This window comes from Streptomyces sp. NPDC001933 (genome assembly GCF_042890955.1).
Classification (GTDB): Bacteria; Actinomycetota; Actinomycetes; order Streptomycetales; family Streptomycetaceae; genus Streptomyces.
Map to the genome: position 1 here is coordinate 21,773 of NZ_JBIASS010000037.1, position 23,607 is coordinate 45,379.

17 protein-coding genes and 5 pseudogenes are annotated in these 23,607 nt (G+C 68.5%); 14 read left to right on the forward strand and 8 right to left on the reverse strand.

Translation table 11 applies throughout. The features are described 5' to 3' along the window. Window positions 1-152: 152 nt before the first annotated feature. On the forward strand, window positions 153-650 hold the full coding sequence (locus tag ACFYY7_RS41245; RefSeq protein WP_388670263.1) for an NUDIX domain-containing protein: 498 nt from the start codon (window positions 153-155) through the stop codon (window positions 648-650). 585 nt (window positions 651-1,235) lie between these two features. Here the strand turns inward: ACFYY7_RS41245 and ACFYY7_RS41250 are convergent. Further along, window positions 1,236-1,358 (reverse strand): annotated as a pseudogene (locus ACFYY7_RS41250) (IS5/IS1182 family transposase); the annotation flags it as partial. A gap of 162 nt (window positions 1,359-1,520) precedes the next feature. Continuing rightward, window positions 1,521-1,724: pseudogene (locus ACFYY7_RS41255) on the reverse strand (hypothetical protein); the annotation flags it as partial. A gap of 122 nt (window positions 1,725-1,846) precedes the next feature. Between ACFYY7_RS41255 and ACFYY7_RS41260 the strand changes: the two are divergent. The 5 genes from ACFYY7_RS41260 to ACFYY7_RS41280 all read left to right on the forward strand — a co-directional run bounded on the left by ACFYY7_RS41260 (window position 1,847) and on the right by ACFYY7_RS41280 (window position 7,597). Beyond that, window positions 1,847-2,323: a hypothetical protein gene (locus tag ACFYY7_RS41260; protein WP_388670266.1), complete on the forward strand. Its 477-nt coding sequence runs from the start codon at window positions 1,847-1,849 to the stop codon at window positions 2,321-2,323. Between the two features lie 101 nt (window positions 2,324-2,424). Next, the gene (locus ACFYY7_RS41265) at window positions 2,425-3,747 is read left to right on the forward strand and encodes a radical SAM protein (protein WP_388670269.1); all 1,323 of its coding nucleotides are present in this window, start codon (window positions 2,425-2,427) and stop codon (window positions 3,745-3,747) included. Further along, window positions 3,744-4,325, forward strand: coding sequence for a hypothetical protein (locus ACFYY7_RS41270; RefSeq protein WP_388670272.1), 582 nt, complete (start codon window positions 3,744-3,746; stop codon window positions 4,323-4,325). The genes ACFYY7_RS41265 and ACFYY7_RS41270 overlap by 4 nt, the downstream gene beginning before the upstream one ends. 455 nt (window positions 4,326-4,780) lie before the next feature. After that, a complete protein-coding gene (locus ACFYY7_RS41275) occupies window positions 4,781-5,503 on the forward strand; it encodes an IS6 family transposase (RefSeq protein WP_388670310.1) in 723 nt (240 codons plus the stop codon). Between the two features lie 516 nt (window positions 5,504-6,019). Beyond that, window positions 6,020-7,597 (forward strand): alpha/beta fold hydrolase, encoded by a 1,578-nt coding sequence (locus ACFYY7_RS41280; RefSeq protein ID WP_388670313.1) that lies wholly within the window; start codon window positions 6,020-6,022, stop codon window positions 7,595-7,597. Window positions 7,598-7,632: 35 nt separating this feature from the next. Here the strand turns inward: ACFYY7_RS41280 and ACFYY7_RS41285 are convergent. The 4 genes and pseudogenes from ACFYY7_RS41285 to ACFYY7_RS41300 all read right to left on the reverse strand — a co-directional run. Next, a pseudogene (locus ACFYY7_RS41285) lies at window positions 7,633-8,057 on the reverse strand (transposase); the annotation flags it as partial. Between the two features lie 350 nt (window positions 8,058-8,407). Further along, on the reverse strand, window positions 8,408-10,861 hold the full coding sequence (locus ACFYY7_RS41290; RefSeq protein ID WP_388670275.1) for a GH92 family glycosyl hydrolase: 2,454 nt from the start codon (window positions 10,859-10,861) through the stop codon (window positions 8,408-8,410). Between the two features lie 307 nt (window positions 10,862-11,168). Beyond that, a complete protein-coding gene (locus ACFYY7_RS41295; RefSeq protein WP_388670278.1) occupies window positions 11,169-11,510 on the reverse strand; it encodes a hypothetical protein in 342 nt (113 codons plus the stop codon). Between the two features lie 194 nt (window positions 11,511-11,704). Then, window positions 11,705-12,048: pseudogene (locus tag ACFYY7_RS41300) on the reverse strand (IS110 family transposase); the annotation flags it as partial. 307 nt (window positions 12,049-12,355) lie between these two features. Between ACFYY7_RS41300 and ACFYY7_RS41305 the strand changes: the two are divergent. Continuing rightward, window positions 12,356-12,655, forward strand: coding sequence for a hypothetical protein (locus ACFYY7_RS41305; protein ID WP_388670281.1), 300 nt, complete (start codon window positions 12,356-12,358; stop codon window positions 12,653-12,655). Window positions 12,656-12,663: 8 nt separating this feature from the next. Here the strand turns inward: ACFYY7_RS41305 and ACFYY7_RS41310 are convergent, their stop codons facing one another. Further along, entirely contained in the window at window positions 12,664-13,200 is a 537-nt protein-coding gene (locus ACFYY7_RS41310; protein ID WP_388670284.1) for a transposase, read from the reverse strand. 358 nt (window positions 13,201-13,558) lie between these two features. Here ACFYY7_RS41310 and ACFYY7_RS41315 point away from each other — a divergent pair, with 358 nt between their 5' ends. The 3 genes from ACFYY7_RS41315 to ACFYY7_RS41325 all read left to right on the forward strand — a co-directional run bounded on the left by ACFYY7_RS41315 (window position 13,559) and on the right by ACFYY7_RS41325 (window position 15,787). Then, window positions 13,559-13,987 (forward strand): hypothetical protein, encoded by a 429-nt coding sequence (locus ACFYY7_RS41315; protein ID WP_388670287.1) that lies wholly within the window; start codon window positions 13,559-13,561, stop codon window positions 13,985-13,987. Window positions 13,988-13,991: 4 nt separating this feature from the next. Beyond that, window positions 13,992-14,264: a DUF6529 family protein gene (locus ACFYY7_RS41320; RefSeq protein WP_388670290.1), complete on the forward strand. Its 273-nt coding sequence runs from the start codon at window positions 13,992-13,994 to the stop codon at window positions 14,262-14,264. Window positions 14,265-14,521: 257 nt separating this feature from the next. Beyond that, window positions 14,522-15,787, forward strand: coding sequence for a cytochrome P450 (locus ACFYY7_RS41325; RefSeq protein WP_388670293.1), 1,266 nt, complete (start codon window positions 14,522-14,524; stop codon window positions 15,785-15,787). A 94-nt stretch (window positions 15,788-15,881) separates the two neighbouring features. Here the strand turns inward: ACFYY7_RS41325 and ACFYY7_RS41330 are convergent, their stop codons facing one another. Continuing rightward, window positions 15,882-16,157: a GNAT family N-acetyltransferase gene (locus ACFYY7_RS41330; RefSeq protein ID WP_388670316.1), complete on the reverse strand. Its 276-nt coding sequence runs from the start codon at window positions 16,155-16,157 to the stop codon at window positions 15,882-15,884. Between the two features lie 806 nt (window positions 16,158-16,963). Between ACFYY7_RS41330 and ACFYY7_RS41335 the strand changes: the two genes are divergently transcribed. The 4 genes and pseudogenes from ACFYY7_RS41335 (at window position 16,964) to ACFYY7_RS41350 (ending at window position 23,513) form a co-directional block, all read left to right on the forward strand. Continuing rightward, a complete protein-coding gene (locus tag ACFYY7_RS41335; protein ID WP_388670296.1) occupies window positions 16,964-17,191 on the forward strand; it encodes a ferredoxin in 228 nt (75 codons plus the stop codon). After that, window positions 17,188-18,558: pseudogene (locus ACFYY7_RS41340) on the forward strand (NAD(P)/FAD-dependent oxidoreductase); the annotation flags it as partial. The gene ACFYY7_RS41335 and the pseudogene ACFYY7_RS41340, both read left to right, overlap by 4 nt. Before the next feature lie 132 nt (window positions 18,559-18,690). Continuing rightward, entirely contained in the window at window positions 18,691-19,812 is a 1,122-nt protein-coding gene (locus tag ACFYY7_RS41345) for a cytochrome P450 (protein WP_388670319.1), read from the forward strand. A gap of 752 nt (window positions 19,813-20,564) precedes the next feature. Further along, entirely contained in the window at window positions 20,565-23,513 is a 2,949-nt protein-coding gene (locus tag ACFYY7_RS41350) for a helix-turn-helix transcriptional regulator (RefSeq protein WP_388670299.1), read from the forward strand. Window positions 23,514-23,607 lie beyond the last annotated feature (94 nt).

Here is a 23,607-nt window from a genome sequence, read left to right on the forward strand (position 1 = left end):
TGATCTCTGCCGCTTGGTGAACCTGGCGTACGCCAGGGGCTGCGGAGATGGTCTGAGGCATGGCAAGTCCCCGACCGGACAGTTCATGCCAGGTCGATCACCTGCGGTGGTCCGCCGGGGCCTTCTCCCCCGACGCCCGATATCGTTCCCGGATGTCCCTGGTGAACCTGCGTCACGCAGTCCGCGCGATCATCCTCGACCAAGACGACCGCATCCTGCTGTGTCGGTTCGCCATCCCGAAGCCAGAGGGCACGACAGTCGTCTGGGCTGCCCCCGGCGGAGGTGTCGAATCCGGCGAAACTCTCCTTACGGCCCTGCGTCGGGAACTGCGGGAGGAGGTGGGCCTAACCCTCGACGCAGACCCGCCCCACGTGTGGCACCAAGAGGTCGTCGCCCCCGGACACGCGGCCGGTTACGACGGTGTAATCAACGACTACTTCCTCATACGCACCGCGTTCTTCAATCCTCGCGGCGCGCTGTCCGACGATGAACTCGCCGCCGAGAACATCACCAGGCTGGAGTGGTGGTGGCCGCAGGACATCACCGACTACCACGGCACCGACCTGTTCTCCCCCCGCGACCTCGCCGGCCCGCTGGCAGCACTCATCTCCAGCGGCCTTCCCGACAGGCCGGTACCCCTGGGCCTGTGAGTCGTGGCCACCACCCCAGCCGATCGCCTCGCAGGCTCAACACGGCTTGGACACGTGAAATTCTCCCTGCAGATTTTCGTGACCGTCCATGAACCGCCCCAGGTTCGGTAGAGATCTCAGCTTGTTGTTGTGACCTGGAGTTTCGTCGTGGCGAGGTAGTGGATGGCTTCCCCCAAAGGAGTGGCGGCCTGGGCGGGCCTGCCCGCCGTGCGGGAGGCCAACGCTCGGGCGAGACCGAGCAGGTGGTGCCGGTCCGGTGCGGTATACACGAGGAGATCACAGACTGCCGCACTGCGAGGCGGCGCATCGGGGGTGGGGAATGACCGTGCCGCACGTGAGTACTGCGCTTCGCCCGGGGGACTACCTCCAGATCTCTTCGGAGCGGATGGCCGTCGACGGGGTACCGGACGGAGAGGGGTACGCCCGGATCGAGCGGGTGGAGCTCATCTCCGACATCGGCTTCCTGGCACGAGGCTCCGCCCACATGCGGACCCGGGCAGCCCGGGAGATCGCGGTCGTGCTCTGCCACGGCATGCCGGGCCCGGTCATGCTGCGCGAGGGTGATCAGTGGAGCCTCGACGAGGTGGACGGCGACCGGGCCCGGCCTCGCCGCAGGCGGTGGCCGATCTGGTCGGCGGGCTGCGGGATGACCGCACGGATGCCGCGTCGGCGGAGGCGCCTGCGGATCGCGCGGGAGGAGGATGTTCGGGGCCTCGTCGATTGCTGCATCAGGTAGTACGACATCGACGCTGTCAGGGACTCCCCGCGCACCAGCATGGTCACCGACTTCGCGCCCCGAGCCAGGAACACCGCCGCCTGCCCGGCGGAATTCGCGCCAGGCTCCCTTCCGTCCTTGCGTCCGGCACTGGCCACCTCGTGGGTGAAGCCGGAAGGCCGCCCGAGGTCTACGTCGTCCAGAGCACGAGCGACCTCCGGCCAGGAGCTGACGTCCGGGCAGTATCCGGTGAACTGGTTACTGACCTCGCTCACGGCCCATCGGTCTGCCTCGCGCATGAGGCTGACCTCGCCGGCACCCAGAACCATGTCTCCGCCGGAACAGGCCAATAACTCCGCCCCCGCGCACTCACGTCAGCCAACCTAGGTCACTCCGACACACGCCCTAGTGCTTTCTTCCGAGGCCGGGTGCGACCGAGGACCGATCCGGAAGAGGAACCTCCACCTTTAGCGTGGTGGTCATGAGTGAAGCTGGGCAGATAGCCGCCTCGGACTGCGCCGTTGCCCTTGTGCGCGGGTACGCGGAGCGGGACGCCGTCGCGGTGGCGAGTTCCCTCGTCACGCTGGACACGTCCGGTCAGGAGAGGGCGTACGCAATCCTCGGGGCGCAGCTCCAGTCGACTCTGAGCATCGTCGAGGTTGTCGGCCGGGACATCGAGGTCTGCCGTCTGGTGCGTCTGGCTGACTCCGTCGCTTCGGCCGCGCCGCCGCACTACGAGTTCGCCGTCACCGAGGCCGTACGTGCCTGGGCTCGCGACGACCCGGGTGGGGTTCGGCAGGTGTGCGGCAAGGACCTGGTGGGTGCCCTGCATGTGTCGGCCGTCTTCGTCGCGGCGCTGGGACTGGCGCTGTGGGGCCAGGACACTTTCCTGGGCGTTCTGACCGAGTACGGGCAGACCACCCAGGACCTCATGACGGGACACCGGCCCGACTTCTAGCCGACTCGCACCCAAAGAACTCTCGCCGGCTTCGTCGTCGATGCCCCCATCCCTGACCGAGGCCGGCGAGAACCCCCACGTAGTGAAGGAGAGTTCCGCGTATGCCCAGCCGCGCCACCTTGGTCGAAGGTCTCATGGATCGCTTCCCGGACCTGCCTCGGGAAGCGGTGATCAAGGAGGACCTGCTGCGCGGCGGCATCGCCTTCGATGCCGCCGCGCTGAGTGACAACCACGACGGGGACGTCAAACCGAAGTCGTACTTCATCTTCTCCTTCGACCATGGCACCCTGCCCGAGCTGGGCCAGGCCGCGCTGCGCCGCCCGCCGGAGGAGATCGTGCTGACTGGCGGGCCCTATGGGCTGCGCCGCACGGTGGTGTCGGTTCGGGTGAACCCTGCCTCGCCCTATCGGGTGGCTCCCGGCGCTGAGGGGAGGCTGGGTCTGTATCTGGATGGGGAGCGGATCGCCGATGTCGGTCTGCCGCCGATGCCGGACTATTACCGGCACACCCTGGCGAGCGGGAAATCGGTGATGGAGGTCGCCCCGACCATCCAGTGGGGCTATCTGATCTATTTGACGGTGTTCCGCGTCTGCCAGTACTTCGGCGCCAAGCAGGAGTGCCAGTACTGCGACATCAACCACAACTGGCACCAGCACAAGGCCGCGGGTCGCCCCTACACCGGTGTCAAGCCCGTCGAGGAGGTACTGGAGGCGCTGGAGATCATCGACCGGCACGATGTCGCCGGCACTTCAACCGCTTACACGCTGACCGGCGGGGCGATCACCTCACGGGTCGGAGGGCTGGACGAAGCCGATTTCTACGGGCAGTACGCCAGGGCGATCGAGGAGCGGTTCCCCGGCCGCTGGATCGGCAAGGTCGTCGCCCAGGCCCTGCCCGAGGACGCCGTGCGGCGCTTCCACCACCACGGGATACGGATCTACCACCCCAACTACGAGGTGTGGGACCGGCGTCTGTTCGAGCTGTACTGCCCCGGCAAGGAACGGCACGTCGGACGCGACGAATGGCACCGGCGCATCCTGGACTCCGCCGAGATCTTCGGGCCGCGCAACGTGATCCCGAACTTCGTCGCGGGGGTCGAGATGGCCGAGCCCTTCGGTTTCACCGGTGTCGGCGAGGCCATCGACTCCACCGTCGAGGGCCTGCGGTTCTTCATGTCGCACGGCATCACCCCGCGCTTCACCACCTGGTGCCCGGAGCCCACCACCCCACTGGGCAAGGCCAACCCGCACGGAGCACCGCTGGAATACCACGTCCGGCTCCTTGAGGCGTACCGGGCGACGATGCAGGAGTTCGGACTGAGCTCGCCGCCCGGATACGGCCCGGCCGGCCCCGGGAACGCCGTCTTCTCCGTCAGCTCCTTCATGGACGCCCTCCCCGCGCAACCGCGGGAGGCGAAGAAGTGAACTTCCGTACACCGATCCCGGCGCTGTTCCCCGGCGCCTCGGGCCGTATCGTCACCGCGCTGACCGCCCACCAGGCGACGAACACCGAGGCACCGCTGTCGCCGACGGACCTGGCCCGTGACGCGTCCGTTGCCGCCACCCAAGTGGAGGCCACGCTCTTCCGCCTCGGTCTCCTGGGCCTGATCGAGCCACGTGAGCGTGGAGGGGATGTGCGGCTGGTCGCAGGGCACGTCGTGTGGAAGGCACTGGACGGCTTGACCGACTTGCGGCAGCGCGTGGTGGAGGAAGTCCGCGAACGTGCCGCTGCGGACCTCACGCCCGCCCCTGCCCGGCTCACCATCGCCGGTCCCGTCGCCGACGGCACTGCCACCCACCCGGCCGACGTACTGGAACTGATCGTCGTCCCACCCTCCGCAGCCCCCGAGAACTGGAGCGAGCAGGCAAACCGCATGGCCGCGCGGCTCTCCCGACACCTGGGCAACGTCGTCACCCTTCGCACAGCGGCGACCGACGCCGACGCCGCCCGCTTCGCCGGACCCGAGGCATCCCTCATCATCCCGCCAGACAGTGCGCGGTAAATCACCGACAACCGCTTCCAGGAGATGAGGGGATATGTCCCTCCCCTCGTACGTGGAGTCCTTGATTGCAGGGGAAGTTAGGATTGCCGTGGAGGTCATATTCCACTCGTCGTCCGGCTCCTTCAGCGCGATCAATATGGCCGCGCCGGAAGAAGCTGCCGGTCGAGTCGGTTTCATCAAAGTTGCTGTTCAGCGCTCTGTTCCAGCAGAGCTCGTGCGGATTCCGCGTAGCGCATAGCGCTCCACCTCGTCGAGGCCGAACACCTCGGCGAGGTGGAGCGGATCGGGCCCGTGGGTCAGGGCCTCTTCGAGTTGCCGGTCAACGCGGAGCCACTCCAGTGTCGTGTACTGCCCGCGCACTGAGGCACTGATCCAGTGGCTGCTGGCGCGGCTGGGGCGCTGTCACGTTGGCGGGTGGCGTGGGAGGATCCTCGGGTTGATCACGGTGGAGGGGGATCGTCCGTGGGGAGCGTGTCGCCGTCGTACGGGGGCACCGGTACCCGGTCGAGATCATCGCGCACTGTGTGTGGCTGTACTTCCGGTTCCCGCTCAGTTTCCGTGAAGTCGAGGAGCTGATGCTCGAACGCGGTGTCATCGTTTCCCACGAGACCGTGCGCCGCTGGTGTCTGAAGTTCGGCCAGGCGTACGCCAACGCGCTGCGCCGCCGACAGCCACGGCCGGGGGACAAGTGGCATCTGGACGAGGTCTTCATCAAGATCAACGGTGAGCAGAAGTATCTGTGGCGGGCGGTCGACCAGGACGGCAATGTCCTGGACATCCTGGTGCAGAACAGGCGGGACGCGGCCGCGGCCAGGCGCTTCTTCCGCAGGCTGATGACGACGGGCGGGGTGCCGCGAGTGGTCGTCACCGACAAGCTGCGTTCCTACGGCGCCGCCCGCCGCGAGGTCATGCCCTCGGTGGAGCACCGCTCCCACAAGGGATTGAACAACCGGGCCGAGAACAGTCACCAGCCGACGAGGCAACGCGAACGGGCCATGAAGGGCTTCCACAGCGTGGGCGGGGCCCAGCGGTTCCTGTCCGCGTTCAGCGGCATCTCACCCCACTTCCGGACCCGACGCCACCTGATGACCGCATCCGAACACCGAGCCGAAATGACCATCCGCTTCACCACCTGGGAGCAGATCACCGGCGTCACCAGCCGGCCTACCGCGGCCTGAGCCCAGGCCGGCACCCGGCCCCACCACACCTCGACGCACCATCAGACACCCACACACCCAACAACGTGACAACTCCCGGCGCAAGCCCCGGATTTCTGGTCGCTCGGACTCGGAGAGTGACAGGCCTTCAGGTAATACCGGGGCCTGGTTCTCGTCGAAGTGGTCAATGGGACGGGGCCTTCGCGACGCTGCCCCGTACTCACGCAGCAGGGGGCTCCTGAGACGGGCCGAAACTCGCGAATCCGACGGCCGCACACCATGCGCGCCCCGCCCCGCCCCGGCCGGACCGACCGGCCCGTGGCCTTCCTTCCCGGCGTGTCCCGGCGCCGCCTCCCCGTCGCGTCCGGGGGAGGTAGTACGCAGGGCGCACGTCGGTGGCCCGTCCTGCTGCACCTGACGTACCGCCAGTTCATGCCTCACGGCGATGTGTGCGGGCGGAGCGCGCTGGAAGGCTCGACCTGCCCGGCCCGGACGCTCTCCGGACCGACCGTGTTCGTCACCGTCAGGAGAAGCACCATGATCACCCCCGGCACCGCCGTACGGCGCGCCTCGGCTGTGGGACTCGTCCTCGCCGCCGGCCTCACAACCGGCCTGGCCACCCCGCCCGCCGCCACCGCCGCGGCGCCCGCGGCCGCCGACGCGGCCCCCGCGGCGGGGCTCGGCCGCTATTACCAGCAGCGCCCCCATTGGCACCGCTGCGCCCAGGGTGCGGACGACGAGACGGGCCGTGCCCTCGACACCGCGGGCGCACGCTGCGCGGACGTGACCGTGCCGCTCGAGTACGGCAAGCCTCGCGGCCGGACCATCACCGTCGCCATTTCCCGCCTGAAGGCCACCGACACCCGTCACCGGATCGGCTCCCTCCTGATCAACCCCGGAGGTCCGGGCGGCCCGGGCCTCGGCACGGGGCTCGCCGTGCGCCCCATGATGAAGGAGACCGGTGCCCGCTACGACCTGATCGGCATGGACCCGCGCTTCACCGGCCGCAGCACCCCCCTGGACTGCGGCCTGCCCTCCGGCCCCGGCCTGCTCTCGGCAGGCCCCGACCGGGCCGGCTTCGACCGCCAGACGGCCCGCGCCAGAAGCGTCGCGGAGCAGTGCCGGGCCACCAACGGCCCGCTCCTGCCACACGTCACGACCCGCAACACCGCCCGCGACATCGACGTCATCCGCAGCGTCCTCGGCGAGCGGAAGATCTCCTACCTGGGCTTCTCCTACGGCACGTACCTGGGCACGGCCTACACCCAGATGTTCCCCACCCGCCACGACCGGGTGGTCCTCGACAGCGCCCTGGACCCCGACCGCTACAATCCCCGCCTCCTGAAGGGAGCCGACGCCGAGAACGAGAAGGCGTACGACGACTGGGCCAACTGGACGGCGACGCGCCACGGCACCTACGGCCTCGGCCGCACCCGCGACCAGGTACGCGCCACCCTCGACGACGTGATCGCCACCTCCGCCCGCGAACCGCTCACCGTCGGCACCGCCCTCGACGTCTTCCGCCTCGACGGCAGCCAGGTCCCCGCCCTGCTCTTCACCGAACTCGCCAACGACACCGACCCGGCGCGTGCCTCCCTGGCCGAGCACATGTCCCTGCTCGCCAGGGCCGCCGAAGGCCGCCCCACCACCCTGCCGCCCGCCTTCGCCGACCTGCTGCGCAGCGTGTTCACCCCCGCCGGTTCCTCCGTCGCCAGCGCCCAGACCGCGATCCTGTGCGGCGACGCCCCCGCCCCGCGCGACCCCGAGACGTACTGGCGCGACATCGAACGGGGCCGCGCCGCCCACCCGTTGTTCGCCCCGCTGACCGAGAGCATCACCCCGTGCGCCTTCTGGGACCGCCCGCGCGAGGCACCCGTCCGGGTCCGCCACGACACCCGGGCCCTGATCGTCGCCTCCACCGGTGACCCCCGCGTCCCCTACACCAACAGCGTCGCCCTGCACAACCGTCTGCCCAGCTCCCGCCTCCTCACCCTCGCCGGCGCCAACCAGCACGTCAATTACGGCGTCTACGGCAACACCTGCATCGACTCCACCGTCAACTCCTACCTCGCCACCGGCCGCCTGCCCGCCCACGACCGCACCTGCGCCAAGTAGCCCGGCAGCCGCGCCACGAGCCCTCGGCCCGGACGTCAACCCGACACCCTGGCCGAGCGCCCCGATTTCTTCATGCAGGCGAAGGTGTGCTCGACTCGGGCGCGGACTTTGCGGTGGGAGGTGTTGTGGGCTTCTTTCCAGGCCGGTAGCTCGGTCTGGCCGGGTTCTCGGCGGTGCGGGATGATCAGACCGGTGCCGCGGTAGCCACCGTCGGCGATCACGGTGGTCTTGCCGACCGAGCTCTGGCTCCGGACATTTCCCATGCCTTACAGTCATAGCGGTTGCCGGGCACAGGCCGGCCGACGGAGACGACAAGGCGTGAGTCGGCATCGATGACGACCTGGTGGTTGGTCGAGTAGCGGAAGTCCTTGGACTGCTCCGCCATGCTGTGGTCCCGTGTCGGCACCAGGGTGCCGTCCACGATCAGCACCGTGCCCTGGCGAAACCGCTTCCGCTGTGGTGCAGCGCGAGCAGCGGCCCGCTCGCTGCCCACGTCATCCGCCGTGCGCTGACCGGCACCGGCGAGGCTGAACGCTCCATTCGCGCCCTTGTCGTCGTCGCCGTCGGCGTCGAGGAAGGCCGCGCCGCCTGGCAGGGCAAAGGCTGCTGCGCGGTCCCTGCTGCGCCTACAGCCGGGGCAGCCTCTGCGGCAGCGGACGCGTGCGGCTGTCTCCCCGGATCCGGCTGCTGCTGGTGCTGCCGCCCGAGCCCGTATCGGTCGAAGCCACAGTGTGATGGTGACGTCGACCGATACTTGGGCCTGCGATCGAGAGATGTGCGGCCGTCACTCACCGGACGGAAATTGGTGGGTCAGTGAGGCAGGGTGCCCGGGTTGGTTGCCCAGCCGGTGTCGGCGCGGTCGCTCAGCTCGAACGACAGGGAGCCGCCTCGGCGCACGAACGAGCCGTCCACCCAGGAGGACTCGTGCTTCGCACCGTCGAGGCTCACCGAGTCCACGTAAAGGTTGGTGCGGGATGCCTGGGGTGCGTCGATCGTGATCTCCTCCCGGTTCCCGACGCCCGCGATGACGGCGTGCGGGAAGACCGGAGCGCTCAGCAGCAGGTCGGCCGAGCCCGGCGCCTTCGGGTAGATGCCGAGCGTCGCGAAGACGTACCACGCCGACATGGTGCCGAGGTCGTCGTTGCCGGGGAGGCCTGCGGGACCCGTCCCGTACACGGTGTCGAGGATCTGGCGGACTGTTTCCTGGGTCTTCCACGGCTTGCCGAGTGCGTTGTACAGCCACGGAGCGTGGATGCCCGGCTCGTTGGTGGGGTCGTAGCGCAGCGCGTCGCCGCCGCGGATGGACCAGGAACCGTCGGGCTTGTGGAAGAAGTCGTCCAGGCGGGCCACTGTCTTGTCGTGTCCGCCCATGGCGGTGGCGAGCCCCTGGACGTCCTGCGGCACCATCCACAGATAGGTGGCGGCGCTGCCCTGGGCGAAGCCGAGTTGGGAGGCGGGGGTGAACGGGGTCACCCAGGAACCGTCGGCGTTGCGGGCCTGGATGTAGCCGGCGGTCGGGGTGGCGGCGGGATTGAACACGTTCCGCCAGTAACCGCCGCGCTCGCTCAGCGTTTTGTACTCCTCGTCGCGGCCCAGCTGCTTGGCCCACTGTGCGAGAGCCGCGTCGGCGACGGAGTCCTCGAGTGTCTCGGCGGCGCCGCCCCAGCAGTGGCACTGATCCTGGGCGGCGTAGCCGGACTTCATGTACTGGGCGAGGTTGGGACGATTACCCTCGCACTGGCCCGGGCAGCCCGCGTCCGACAGCCCGGAGGAGTGCGGCACGGTGGCCTGGCGGTACAGGGAGTCGAAAGCGCCCCGGACGTCGAAATTGCGTACGCCCATGGCGTAGAACGTCGCCAGGGTGGCCGCCGAGGGATCGCCGGTCATCACGTGGGTGGCGCCGCTGACGTGCACCCAGCGGTCCCAGACCCCGTCGTTCTGCTGCGCGAAGTTGTACAGCGACTGGGCGAAGTCGCCCGCGACGCGCGGTTCCAGCAGGGCGAGGAGCTGCACCTGGGCCCGGTACTGGTCCCAGCCGGAGAAGTTGCTGTACTGCCCCTTCGGGCCGCGTGCGAGGGCATGGACCTTGCGGTCCATGCCCACATAGGTGCCGTCGCGGTCGCTGATCAGGTTGGGCTGCTGCAGAGCGTGGTAGAGGGCGGTGTAGAAAGCGGTACGGCGGTCCTCGTCGCCCCCGCTGATCTTGACGGACTTCAGCGCACGGTCCCAGGCACCCTTCCCGGCCTTCGCCACGTCCTCGACGCCCGCGGTCGGGGCGATCTCACCGCGCAGGTTCGCCTCCGCACCGGCCAGGGAGACGTACGAGATCCCCACGCGCATGCGGACATCGTTGTCATCCGACGGGTCGAAAGCAACATATCCGCCGGATCCCCGGCCTGCCCGGTCAGCGCCGGTGAGGTAGCCCTCGCCGCCGTCGGCGCTGGTGGACCCGGGGGAGAGCCGGCCGTCGTGCCAGGTTCCCACGCCGGAGAAGCTGCGGTCGAAGGCGGCGGTGAAGTACAGGCGGTAGTAGCTCTTGCGGTTGTTGTTGGGGGTGCCGCCGTTGGCGCGCCGACCGCAGAACGCGCCGGTCTCCACCCAGCCGGTGACCTTGTTGTGCGCGGTGTCGATGTCGACGTGGGCGTCCTCGCTGCCGTTCAGGGAGTTGGAGACCCGGAACAGCAGGTTCGCGGGCTTGTCCTTGGGGAAGGCGAAGTCGGCTACGCCGGCTCGCTCACTGACCGCCAGGTCGGTGGTGACACCCGAGTCGAGGCCTACCCGGTATCGACCCGGCTCGGCCTTCTCGTTGGCGTGCGAGAAGTTCGCCGCGTACTTCGCGTCCTTGGTGTCGGCGGTGGGTGAGGAGTCCACATTGCCGGCAAACGGCATGATCGGCACGTCACCGGCCGCTCCAGGGTGACACCCCGCGCCATTGATGTGAGTGAGGGAGAAGCCCCGCAGGCGGGTCGTGTTGTAGGAGTATCCGTTGGCGGCGGCGGTGTTGGTCTGGTCGCCCGCGGTGCTGGTGGGCGACCAGGCGATCATCCCGAACGGCACATTGGCGCCGGGGTAGGTGTTGCCGCCGTTGCTGGTGCCGATGAGCGGGTCCACGTACTGAACGGGGTGAGGAACCGGGGCCGCCGCGGTGGAGTCGGCGATTGCTGCGGGACTTCCCAGGAGCGGGAGGAGCAGCCCTGCCGAGATCACGGCGACGCCGACGGCGGTGGCCGGACGACGGTCCCGTGTTCTCCGGAACTTTTGCATGATGAAGCACTTCCTTTTCGTGCGTACTTGGCATTCCGGGCTGACCTTGTGGAGTCCAGTTCCCGGAACGATCGTGAAGATAGAAAGGGCGCGCAGGTACGGCAAGGCCCCTGGTGCTACTTCGGATGAATTCGTCGTGAACCGTGGCATGTCGAGGTGCGAGGGGGCTCGTTAAGGGGTTGCGTGAGCGAGTCCGGCCGTAGCGTGGAACACCTTTCCCTCTCCGCTGAGCCGGAGTGTGTCGCCTGCGGGAGCGTACACAGCGCGGCCGGGACCGAGCCCCACCGAGCGCTTTCCGAGGCGCCGGTCACTTCACCCCGGACACACAGCACGATCTGGGGCGCGTCGACCGTGAGCGCGAGCGGCGCGTCTGTTCGTACGAGGTCGAACCGCGAGAGTCTGAAGTCGTCGACAGCGGCCGGGTACACGTGCCCCCGGTCGCCGCGTCCCACCGCGCGGCGACGGCTCGGACAGGGAACGCGGTGAAACGGATGGTCTCCAGCAGCTCGGCCGCATCCACGTGCTTCGACGTCAGCCCGCAGCGCAGGACGTTGTCAGAACTCGCCGTGATCTCCACGCCGAGGCCGGACAGATATGCGTGCGCGATGCCTGCACCGAGGAACAGCGCCTGCCCGGGTGCCAGCTCCACATGATTCAGCATTAGGGCGGGCAGCAGGCCGGGATCGTCCGGATGGGCGTAAGTGACGGCTGCATACGCGGCGAGGTCCGCCCCGTAAGACCCGCCGCCCGCGGACGCGCGCCGGACGGCCTCGGTGACGGCGGGGAGGAGACCGCCCGGCGGTGTCAGGAACGCGGTGAAGACCTGTCGGAGGGCGGCAGCGGCTGATGAGCCCAGTCAGTCCGGAAGATGTCCCGGAGCTGTTCGGCGTCAGCCTTGATGCCGCGCTGTCGGCCGGCCCGCTTGAGTGCGGTCTGCAGCTGGGTGCGGGTCAGCTGGGCTGCGCAGGTCGGGGTTGGGGCTGCCCGGAAGATCTCGCGAACCTCAGGCCGGCACAGACCGTTCTTCCAGAGTCGGCCGCTGCCAGGGCGGACGGGTAGTACTCGCGCAGCAGGGAGCGGAGCTGGTTGGCGATCTGCTGCCGGTTCCAGGTGGCGTCCTGCTGAGCGCGGGCGAGGACCGCGATGGCCCGGGCGAAGGCACTGTCGTCAGGGAGCGACCGGTTGGCTTTGTTCACGACTCGAGGTTCTGGCACACATTCCGTGATGCCGCACCGCCTGTACTCGTGCTCGCGCCGGGTCAACCTGCTGACCTGCTGTTTCCGCTCACTTACCGAGCCGATACAGCGATCGGCCGGCCGTCATCACAGAAGTTGTGCCAGAACCCGACTCGCGTCAGCAGTTGTTCACCGTTGCGGGAGGCACCTGCGCGGCGGCGATACCGATGTTCACGGCTTTGGGTTCTGGCTCACTTTCCGTGGAGGGCTGACTGAGTGTGATGTCAGTGGTGTGGTGGGATGGCCGGACTCTGCTGCCGTGACCTGCTGGGAGTCTGCCTTGATGCCCGTGTATTCGTCTCTGACCCACGCCCTGGCTGAGGTCTTGGTCGATGTCCTGTGGTTCATCGGGGGCAGTGAAGACGAGCAGATGGATCCGGACGATGCCGTCAAGGTCCTGGAGGGTGTCTCCCACCTGGTCAGCAAGCTGTCGAGCGACCAGCGGAGCGAATTGATCGACCTGCTCGGGACGATGGCCGAAGCGGAGTCCGACCCTGCGCGGCGTGGGTTCCTGGAAGGGTTCCCGGAGGGCTTCGGGCTCCTTGATGATGTGGTCTGACCTGTGTCTCAGGAGTAGAGCAGGACGCGTTTGCGGAGGAGGGCGAAGCCGGCCCGGCCGAACATCTGACGTTTGAGCATCTTGATTCGATTGACGTGGCCTTCGACGACGCCCGAGCTCCAGGGCAGGGTGAGGCCGGCGATGACGGCATCGAGGCCGCGGTCGATGCCTGCGGCGAGGGTGTGGAGGCTGGGGCGGTCGTCTCGCCGGACGGCATCGAGCCACTGCGGCAGCCGTTCGCCCTGGCGCTCGGTGAGCATTTGACCGAAGGAGTGGACGTGGCTGGTGAGGGCGTCCATTTCAGGGCAGTGGACCCGAACGGCCTTGAGCCGAAGGTGCTCCGTCTCGGTGAGGGTTTTTGGTCGGCGGAGGATCCATCCGGCGACCAACGCGAGGTGACGGTGGCCGAGCGGTGACGGGGCCCGGCGAGAGCCGTTTCTCCCGGAAATAGGTGCGAACCCGCTGGTAGCTGCCCTGATAGCCGAGCGGCACGATCTCCTCCCACACCCTCCAGGCGTTCGTGCAGCCCTGGTTCCAGCGGTCATCCAGATCCGCGCCTCGCTCGCGACGGTGTGAAGTTCCTGACGCTCGTCGGGCGGAACGCTGCCACTGCGTGCTCCAGCGGTTCGGCCCCGGCTGGGAGTCCTGGTCCGAGCGCGAGCGCGCGGGCGGCTGCGACGATCACCGTCACGGAGAAGGAGTACTCAATGGCCCTCTCGCAGGCCCAGGTGGCCGCGGGGACCGTCACGTTCGTCATGGACAACGCCGACACCCTGGCACACGCGCTGGCCGTCTCGGGGTCGGCTCCGGCGCCCGGAGCGCCGCGGCGAGCGCGACCGGGCAGTAGCGATGGCTCCCGAACCCGTTGCCCGCCGCCACACGGTCACGCGTGTACTGCTCCAAGTGGTGACCGCGGCCGCACTGGCCGTGAACGCCTACGTCCACGCCGACCTCGCCTCTGCCTTTGACCCGATCGGACAGCAGATCAGCCAAGGAACGCTGTTCCTCCTCGAAGCCGCCGCGGCGTCCCTGGCCGCGCTGCTGGTCCTGCTTCTCGGTCGACGGCGACCCGTGTGGGTGTTCGCCTTCCTGGTGTCCGTCTCCGCCCTGGGCGCCGTGCTGCTCTACCGGTACGTGAACGTGGGCACGCTCGGTCCGCTGCCGAACATGTACGAGCCAGCCTGGTGGCCGAAGAAGACCGCCAGCGCGATCGCCGAGGCCGTCGGCGCCGTGACCTCGCTCGCTGGCTTCCTGATCACCGGCCCGCCACGCTCTGCATCCGCTCAGGCCAGCGCCCCTCGGGGCGACAAGGCTGGCGGCGTGGGCGGCTGATCACATGCCACGCCTCGCCCCGCGCACCGAATCCCGGCAGCTCCTGGGGGTGCTGTGGCTGCTGCTGCCCCTGGCGGTGACCGGCGGCCTCATCTGGTACGGCCTGGTGCACACCCCGGAGCACCGGCGCAGCCTATTCGGGGTGCAAGGCCACGCCGTCATCCTGCTCAAGGCCCAGCTGGGCAGCGCGCTGCTGGGCCTGGCGCTGATCCAGCTGCTCCTCGCGCTGTGGATGTACGGCCGACTGCCCGACGGCAGAGCATGTGTGAAAATGTGACGTATAGGCACATTGCTGAAGACAGGCGAGAGGAGTGCATCATGATCGCCAAGCTGCTTCGCAAGCTGTCCTTCACCCGCAACTACGGTGCGTACGGGGTCCACGACTGGGGTACGTCCGCCGACAAGGTGTGACCGCACTGCCGGCGAGTGCTCCCGGGCGCCCGCCGGCTCCCGGCCATGCTGCCGACGATATCGGCCTGGACAGGTACGAGCGTCAGGGGCGATCTCATGGGCCGAAGGAATGAGCCGCCACGCTTGCCCGAAGGCAGCTTCGCGGCCTGGAGCCGCGACCGGCTGGCACTGGCCTGCCGTGGCGCCGTCGAGTGCGGGGACGTCTGGCAGCTGGAGCCGGGTGTCTACGTAGCCGCTACGGCCGGCCCGTGCGCGGAAGTGCTGCATCGCTCGCAGGACTTCCCCAAGCCATCCTCGCCTCTCTTCCCACCGTTGAAGCGGGCCATCAGCGAGCTGACGCCCGAGGAGCATGCGCACGCCCGCGCCGCCCGCATGCGCGGACTGCGCACGCGGGCGGTGGCGGCCCGGATCGGTGAGATCGCGCCCGGCACCGCTCGATTCGCCGACCAGTGGCCCACGGGCCGGGACGTCGAGATTCTGCCCGTAGTCCGGCCCGTCCTGGCAGAGATCGGCGTGCGCTACCTCTTCTCCGAGGACGCTCCCACTCTGCTGCCCTTCGCCTGGCAGCTTTTCGTGGCCCGGGAGCTGCTCGTACGCCCCTCGCGCTGGGTACGGCCGCGCTGGGTCCCCACATCGGCACGGCGGTTCCGCACACGGCAGCAAATCGCCTTCACCGACGCTTTGCGGCCAATCGTGCGCCGCCGCCGTTCATCGGGCCGGCTCGGTGACGACGTGCTGGGACAGATGCTCCGACCCTCCCCCCGCTACGGCATCCTGTCGGAAGGGGCCGTCCTCGACACTCTCCCCGGAATCACCGTCGCCACCTTCGAGACACCCTCCCGGGCAGCCGGATTGATCCTGCTCCACCTGGCCCGGTACCCCCAGGCAGCGGACCGCGTCGCGGCCGAAGCCGCCCTGCTGCCCGCGGACCCGGCCGCGACGACCAGCACCCACCTCGACAGCCTGCATTACACCCAGGCACTGGTACGCGAGGTGCTCCGACTGCAGCCCCCCAGCTGGCTCCTGACCCGGCGCGCCCCACGACAGACTCGGCTCGCCGACTACACCATCGATGCCGGGTCCACCGTTCTCATCTGCCCCTACACCGCCCACCGCGACGCACGGCAACACCCCGAGCCGGACCGGTTCCGGCCCGAACGCTGGCTCGACTCACCGGCGAAACCGGGGGTCTTCCTCGCCTTCGGTACCGGGCCGCACGGCTGCGAGGGAGCCGCTCTGGCCATGGCCATGCTCACGCTCCTGACCGCGCAGACCGCCCGCCGTTACCACTTGAGCGAGCCACTCGGACCGGAACCCGGCTACCAGCTCACCACCTTCGAAGGTCTCGCAACCCCCGGCCTGCATCTGCGCGCCACCGTGCGCGGCTGAGGGCGGTGTGCTTCCGCTGCCAGGCCGTCTCAACCCGCGAACAGGAACGTCGATCACGTCCGAGCGCCATTCCACACACGCTCGGATGACCGGCTCACGGTCCGCTCATGGCGTGTCGCCGGTCGAACTCGCCGGCGAGCATTCCCATCCTGACGAGGTCGTGATGCCGGCCCGCGAAGAAAACGTGTTCCCGCAAGCGCCCCTCCTCGGTGAAGCCGAGCCGACGAAAAAGTGCCAGCGATGCCTCGTTATGGGCCAAGATCGCCGCCAGACATTTGTGATAGCGCCGCTCGGCGAACATGAAGCGCAGCAGCACCACCACGGCTTCTGTCGCGTAGCCCTTGCGCCGGTGGTCGACGCCGATCGTGATATCGAGCCGGAACGACGGCCGGTGCGATGTGAGCCGACTGCGCCGACCACCTCTCCCGCGACCGTCGTTTCGACTGCCAACCGGAAACGGTCGTCATCGCACTCGGCAACGGTCTGCTCCTTCGCCCGGACGCGGTAGCTCTCGGCGGACCGAGGCAGATCCAGCCGACCCCCTCGCCGCCCGTCACCATCGGCGAAACGCGCGAACGCCATCCAGTCGTCGGGCTCGACAGCGCGGAGGCGTACCCGCTTACCGGACCAGGACGATGCCATGCCCTAATGATCACGCTCAGCGCACGCGAGGCCGAGAGCCACACCGAGGCAGGCGTTGCCCGCCGTGCTCTGTCCCACCACTGATCGTCGTCTTCGTCCGGAGCAGCGGGTCGCGCAGCGGGCGCAAATCCGACTGTGTCGGAGGTGTGTCGCGAACACCCAGAAACAATGAGAGAGGGCGGGAGTCAGCGAGACCGACTCCCGCCCTCTTCTGTCGGCATCCGCCCTGGCCAGCGCTTGACCCCGGGCCATCGGACTCGCCGGTATCGGTGCCGCTGTTACGCTGAAATGGCAATCCAAAAGAGCACCGAGCACCACTTACGTAACCAAAATGCAGCCGCAACCATGGATACGTCCCTAGTCAGGCGCCGATCGTCTTAGCCGCGATGATCAATTCTCTCCATGGAGACCCGACGAGTGCGGTGCACCCCCTCACACTTCGCAGGGGTGGGTAGCGGCCGGATCATCCCTCGTTGCGCGCCGGAGTGGTGCCGGCTTGAGGGTCTGCAGCTCCCACTCCCTGTGGAGGTCGGGGTGAAAGTTGTCGTTGATCTTTCCCGATGCGAGGGGTATGCGCAGTGCGCGTTCCTGGCTCCGGAGGCGTTCCGGATGCACGGTGAGGAAGCGCTCATGTACGACCCGAACCCCGATGACGCCCAGCGCGACCAGGTACTACGCGCTGCGGCGGCCTGCCCGGTCCAGGCGATCCTGGTCGACCTGCTGGAGGCGCGGCACGCGCTGGCGGAGGCGTCGCCGTCATGACCAGTGCCGACAACCTGTGTGCGTTCAAGCGCGATGGCCGCATCGTGGTCGTCGGGGCTTCGCTGGCGGGGCTGCGGGCCGCGGAGGCTCTGCGAGACGAAGGTTTCACCGGATCGTTGACCATGATCGGTGACGAATTGGGCGAGCCCTACGACCGGCCTCCCCTGTCCAAGCAAGTACTGACCGGGTGGGTGCCGGCTGGGGGCACCACTTTGCCCCGCCGTCGTCGCATCGATGCGGAGTGGCTGCTGGGCGTGCCCGCCAGCGGGCTGGACCGCGCGACGAACCACGTGCGTCTCGCCGACGGACGCGAGGTTCCCTTCGACCGGGTGCTGATCTCTACCGGGGTACGGGCCCGGCCGTGGTTCGTCGAGTCCGAGGCGGCCCTGGACGGAGTGTTCGTCGTACGTACACACGAGCAGGCCGAGAGCCTGCAGCGAGCCCTCACCGCCGGTCCCTCCCGTGTGCTGGTCATAGGTGCGGGATTCACCGGCTCCGAGATCGCCTCCGTCTGCCGCGAGCGGGACATTCCGGTGACCGTCGCCGAACTCGCGCCGGCCCCGCTGGTCGGGGCGCTCGGCACCATGATCGGCGAGGTTGCCGCCGACATGCAGCGCGCTCACGGTGTCGACCTGCGGTGCGGTGTCAAGGTCGCCCGGCTGGAGGGTGACGCGCAGGGACGGTTTCGCCGTGCTCACTTCGACGACGGCAGTACGGTCGACGCCGATGTGGCGGTGGTGGCACTCGGGAGCATCCGCAACACCGAGTGGCTGCGGGAGTCGGGGCTGGCGGCGGGCGAGTGGGGACTTACCTGTGACACGGGCTGCCGCGCCCTCGACATCAATGGCCGCGTCACAGACGACGTTTTCGCCGCGGGAGATGTGGCACGTTGCCCGAACCCCATCTACGAATACCGGCTCATCTCACTGGAGCACTGGGCCAACGCCGTGAAGCAGGCAGAGATCGCGGCACACAACATGGTCAGTGCCCAGGCGGACCGCTGGTCCAATCTGTCCATCCCGCTGTTCTGGTCGTTCCAGTTCGGCGTCAACATCAAGTCCGTCGGCGTACCGGCCTTCGCCGACGAGGTGGTCGTCACCCAGGGATCGCTGGACGACTACCGTTTCGTCACCGCATATGGCCATCGAGGCCGCGTCACGGCTGCCGCGAGCTTCAACAACGGTAAGTGGCTGGGACACTACCGACGGTTGATCGAGACGGCTGCACCCTTTCCGCCCCCCTGCCCCACGCCGGACCAACCGGCAGACATGAAACCGGTGCCCGTCGACTTCCCTGGCCCCGCCCTGCTCGCGCAGAGCGCCGCGGTGGTCGTCACAGGGCATGACCGGTGTGAGCGCCGCGTCACAGCCGTGCACCAACACCGGCAGGAAGAAGGCCAGACGACCACGACCGGGACGCCCGGCACGCTGCAACAGATCTTCGACTACTCCACCCGAGCCGACCCCTACCCGCTGTACGCCGAGTTGCGCAAGACGCCGGTGGCTCGGCAGGAGGACGGCAGCTACGTCATCAGCACCTATCGCGAGATCACGGACATACTCAATGACCCGCATCTGAGTTCCGACCTGCGCAATCTGTCGCGTCCGGTGCCCCCAGCCGAGGGAGGGGCCACGTCGTCGTTCATCCACATGGACTCGCCCGAGCACGATCGCCTGCGGCGTATGGCGATGCGTCACTTCGGTCCCCCGCACACCCCTGGGCTGGTGACCGGGCTTGAAGGCTTCCTGACCGCCACCGTCGGCAGCCTGGTCGACGATTTGGTGGGCAAGGAGCAGATCGACGTCGTCGACGATTTCGCCTTGCCGTTCCCCGTAACCGTGATCTGTCACTTGCTCGGAGTGCCACGCGGGGACGAGCCGAGGTTTCACCTCTGGGTGAACGACATCATGAACTCGATCGACTACGACCCCAAGACCGACGCGAAGGAGAAACTGGACAAGGGCGTACAGGCCCGCAAGGACTTGCGCCAGTGCCTCGGCGAGCTGGTGGAACAGCGCCACGGCCAGCCGGGAGACGACCTGCTGTCACGACTCGCCAACGACGACGGGCCCGACGGTCGGATGGCCGACGCCGAAATCGTCGCCACCGCCAGACTGCTCCTCATCGCCGGCCATGAGACCATCGTCAACCTCATCACCAACGGCATGCTGACACTGCTGCGCCACCCGCAGGTGCTGCAACGACTGCGCGACGGACCGGACCTCGTCGTGCCGCTGGTCGAGGAACTGCTCCGCTACGAGCCCCCCGTGCACATCATTCCCTGGCGGGTGGCGTACAGCGACGTCACCGTCGCCGGCACCGTCATCCCTCAGGGCTCGCAGATCATGCTCATGCTGGCCTCAGGCAGCCGCGATCCGAAGCGCTTCCACGATCCGGACCGCTTCGACCCGGATCGGCATGACAACCAGCACCTGGGGTTCGGCAGCGGCATCCACCTGTGTTTCGCCGGCCCGCTGGCCCGGCGGGAAACCCAGATCGCGCTGACCGAGCTGGTGCGCCGGCTCGACCGCCCCAGGCTGGTCGCCGACCCGCCGCCGTACCGGCCCAGCCCCGTTCTTCGGGGTCCGATCCATCTGGACATCGAGCAGGGTGACGGTTGACGCGGCAGCCGAGGTCCCGCAAGCACGTCGAGCAGCAAGAGACGGAGAACGGCCTGTCAGGCGCCGTCAGTGCGGTGCTGACGGGCCCGTGGTGGTCAAGCTCGGCGCCTGGCTCGACAACGTCCGCAAACGTGCCGCGAAACTCCCCGAACAACGCCGCGCAGACCTCGATCAGCTCGGGATGCGCTGGTAGACGCTGCGGACCGCATCACCCACTTCGCGAAGGCCATTCTCGTCCTTCACCACGCATCAGCGTGAGGTTGGAAAAGGCTCCCTACGCTTTCCTGCGGGATGCGGTGAGCCGCCACATCCAGGCCGTCCTCGCTCTGGCCCGCCGCCGCGTCAACGTCCTCTGGGCCCTCCCCCGCGACGGACGGACCTGCGAACTCGTGCCACCCACCGCTCTCGCGGCTTGACAGACCGCATTAGGAATCAGTGCCGTGTAGGTGGCCTCTTCGGCCAGGCCCAATCCCACTCCAGCATCCGGCCCGTCCTCGGGCGTCCGCTGGTCCGTAGCGCCACGGCGGCAGAGCGGACCGATGTGAGGCTGGGGCAAGTGACACGGAGGTCTCTGCCCCCAGGTGGGCGCGATGGCAGCACCTCGGCCTCGGAACTCCACAGTGAGCGCCTTCTGCACCACGCCTTTGAACGTGGCCTATCCCCCTGCTGCCCCGCCTTGTAACCTCTGGTCATATTGTTCACGGAAGGCGAGGGTTCGGACACGCCGTCGCCTGTCTCCGACAGTGGGGCGAATGTCTACCAGCGATTCTGACACATGCGACCTGCCGGCGATCGCATCACCCGGTTTGGTCGGACGCGAGCGCGAACTCGCCGCCTTGAAAGCCGCATTGTCCGACTCGCCGGTGCTCGTACTGGTCGAGGGTGAGGCCGGGATCGGTAAGAGCCGGCTGATCCAGGAACTGCTCGCTGCGCATACTCCGGCCCGGCAGCGGGTGCTGCTGGCGGCATGTCCGGCCGTTCGGCAGCCTTTTACGCTCGGGCCGGTGGTGGATGCGATCCGGTCGGCCACCGAGGATGTCGCCCGGCTCGGCCTGAGCGGGTTGGCGGGGGTGCTGCGGCCGATGTTCCCCGAGTGGGCATCGGCGCTGCCGCCGGCACCCGACTTGGCCGAAGACGCGGCAGCGGCCCGACACCAGCTCTTTCGGGCCATCGAGGAGATCCTCGTACGGCTCGAGATCGGGTTGCTCACGGTTGAGGACGTGCACTGGGCGGATGAGGCCACCTTGGAGTTTCTGCTGTTCCTGGCATCACGTCCGCGACAACAGGTCAGTCTGCTGGTGAGCTACCGCCCGGAGGAAATCGCGCAGGACTCTCTGCTGCTGCGGTTGTCGTCGCGGCAACCGGCGGGGGCGGCGCGGCTGCGGCTGTCGTTGGAGCCGTTGGATGTCCCCGGGACTGCCGCGATGGTGTCCTCGATGCTGGGTGGGGAACGGGTTTCCGACGAGTTCGCGACCATCCTGCACGACCGGACCGACGGGCTTCCGCTCGCGGTCGAGGAGTCCGTCCGGCTGATGTGGAACCGCGCTGATATGACCCGGCAGGGTGATTCCTGGGTGCGGCAGCGACTGAGTGAGATCGACGTACCGCCGACAGTGCGGGACGTCGTACTGGAACGCAGCGCACGGCTCGGCCCGGCGGCGCAGGCTGCGTTGCGAGCGGCCGCCGTACTCGCCGACCCCGCCCCCGAGGAGGTCGTCGTCGAGGTGATGGCTCCGGAAGGCGATCCGGCGAGCAGGCTGGCAGGCCTGGTGGAGGCAGTGGGTTCGGGGTTGCTGAGGGAGGACCAGCGCGGGCTGGTCTCGTACCGGCACATGCTGGCGTGCCGCGCGGTGTACGAGGCGATTCCTGTGCCGCAGCGGCGGGCGATGCACCTGCGTGCCGCACACGTTCTCGAAGACACCACCCCGTCCCCTGTTGCCCAGCTCGCGCGCCACTTCCGGGAGGCCGGCGACACGACGGCGTGGTGCCGGTACGCGGAACAGTCTGCCGACCTCGCCCTCGCCTCGGGTGACGATGCGACGGCGGTCACTCTGCTGCACGATCTGCTGACCAACGCCGGCCTGCCGCCCGCCGACGTGGTCCGGCTGGCCGGTAAGATTCCATTCCACCTGCTCAGCGGGCACGAACGCTACCGCGAACTGATGGACGCCCTCCGCCTCGTGCTGGACACTGGCGGGCCGACGCCGAGCGAAGCGGCGGAGATCCGCTTCCACGTCGCCCGGCTGCTGCAGCAGATGGAGGGGTTCGAGCAGTCCCGGATCGAGATGGAACGTGCGCTGCCCGACCTCGGGCACGACCCGGCGAAGTCAGTTCGCGCAATGATGTTTCTCGGCCTGCCGTACGGGACGACGACACCGGCAGCCGAACACCTCAGGTGGCTGCGGCGCGTGGCGAAGGTGCCGGCCTCGATCGCGCCGGTGGACCGGCTGCCTATCCGGGTCGGACGGGCGAGTGGGCTTTTGCTGCTCGGTGAGGAGGAGGGGTGGGCCGAGGCGGCATTGATCGCCGATGACGCGTCCACCGCCGCGGAAAGGCAGCAGATCACGGTCGGCCGTCACAACGTCGGGCACATGGCGCTGATCTGGGGGAGGTACCCGGAGGCGAGGCGGGCGCTCACGCTGGCCGCAGGAATGACCGACACGTATCAGTACCAGAAGCTCCACAGGAAGGGGCAGGTGACGCTGGCTCAGCTGGACTGGCTCACCGGAGACTGGGACGGGCTGGCCGACCGGGCCCTGTCGCTGGCCGGTGACGAGGAACTCCTGCAGCCGGTGAGCCGCCTGACGCCGGCCTTGGTCACCGGCTTGCTGCATGCGGCCCGCGGCGACCAGGACAGAGCGGACGAGTGTCTGCGGCGCGTCCTTGAACAGGCGGACCGACATGGCGGTGCGGAGTATTCCGTCGAACCTGCCGGCGCCCTGGCCAGGCTCCGGCTCGGCGCCGGGCGGGTCGACGACGTGCTGCAGTTGACCGACGGGCCGATCCGGTTCCTGGAACGCAAGGGCACGTGGATCTGGGCCACCGAACTCGCCCCGGTCCGGGCCGAGGCACTACTCATGGCCGGCCGCATCGACGAGGCCGGCGACTTGGTCGACGCATTCGCAGCAGGAGTGCGTGATCGCCGCGCACCTCGGCCGCACGCCGCCCTGTCGACCTGCAGGGCGATCCTGGCCCAGCATCAGGACGATCCCCTCAGCGCCGCCGAACTGTTCGCGCGTGCGGCCGACGCGTGGCAGGGCCTTCCGCAGCCGTACGACGCCCTGCTCAGCCGTGAGCGACAGGCCCGTTGTCTGCTGCGTGCGGACCAGTCCGATGCAGCTCTCTCCCTCCTTACGGAAACCTTCCAGGGGTTGTCCACCCTCGGCGCTCGTGGCGACGCCGAGCGCGTCATGCACACACTGCGTGCATCCGGTGTCGGGGTGAAGCGCCCGTCGTGGCACGGTGGACGACGAAGCTACGGCGATCAGCTGTCTCCCCGTGAGCTCGACGTAGTCCGGCTGCTCGTCGGAGGCCGGACCAACCGGCAGATCGCCGGTGCCCTCATCCTGTCGCCGAAGACGGTCGCACGGCACGTGGAGACAGCGATGCGCAAGCTCGAGGTCTCGTCCCGGACGGCGCTGGCCGTGAAGGTCGTCGAAGCCGGGGTCGTCGTCGACAGCCCTGCCGGCGCGCACCGTTAACTGACTTCGGCTTGTCAGGGTGACGTTGGGGTGTCGAGGGTCAGGGCGGTGCCGGCTATGAAGCCGTCGAGGGTGTCGGGGCGGTATTGAAGTC

Coding starts and splice junctions, on each gene's coding strand:
- ACFYY7_RS41245 (WP_388670263.1), top strand. CDS start 153: ATGTCCCTGGTGAACCTGCGTCACGCAGTCCGCGCGATCATCCTCGAC.
- ACFYY7_RS41260 (WP_388670266.1), top strand. CDS start 1,847: ATGAGTGAAGCTGGGCAGATAGCCGCCTCGGACTGCGCCGTTGCCCTT.
- ACFYY7_RS41265 (WP_388670269.1), top strand. CDS start 2,425: ATGCCCAGCCGCGCCACCTTGGTCGAAGGTCTCATGGATCGCTTCCCG.
- ACFYY7_RS41280 (WP_388670313.1), top strand. CDS start 6,020: ATGATCACCCCCGGCACCGCCGTACGGCGCGCCTCGGCTGTGGGACTC.
- ACFYY7_RS41290 (WP_388670275.1), bottom strand. CDS start 10,861: ATGCAAAAGTTCCGGAGAACACGGGACCGTCGTCCGGCCACCGCCGTC.
- ACFYY7_RS41310 (WP_388670284.1), bottom strand. CDS start 13,200: ATGACCGCTGGAACCAGGGCTGCACGAACGCCTGGAGGGTGTGGGAGG.
- ACFYY7_RS41320 (WP_388670290.1), top strand. CDS start 13,992: ATGCCACGCCTCGCCCCGCGCACCGAATCCCGGCAGCTCCTGGGGGTG.
- ACFYY7_RS41350 (WP_388670299.1), top strand. CDS start 20,565: ATGTCTACCAGCGATTCTGACACATGCGACCTGCCGGCGATCGCATCA.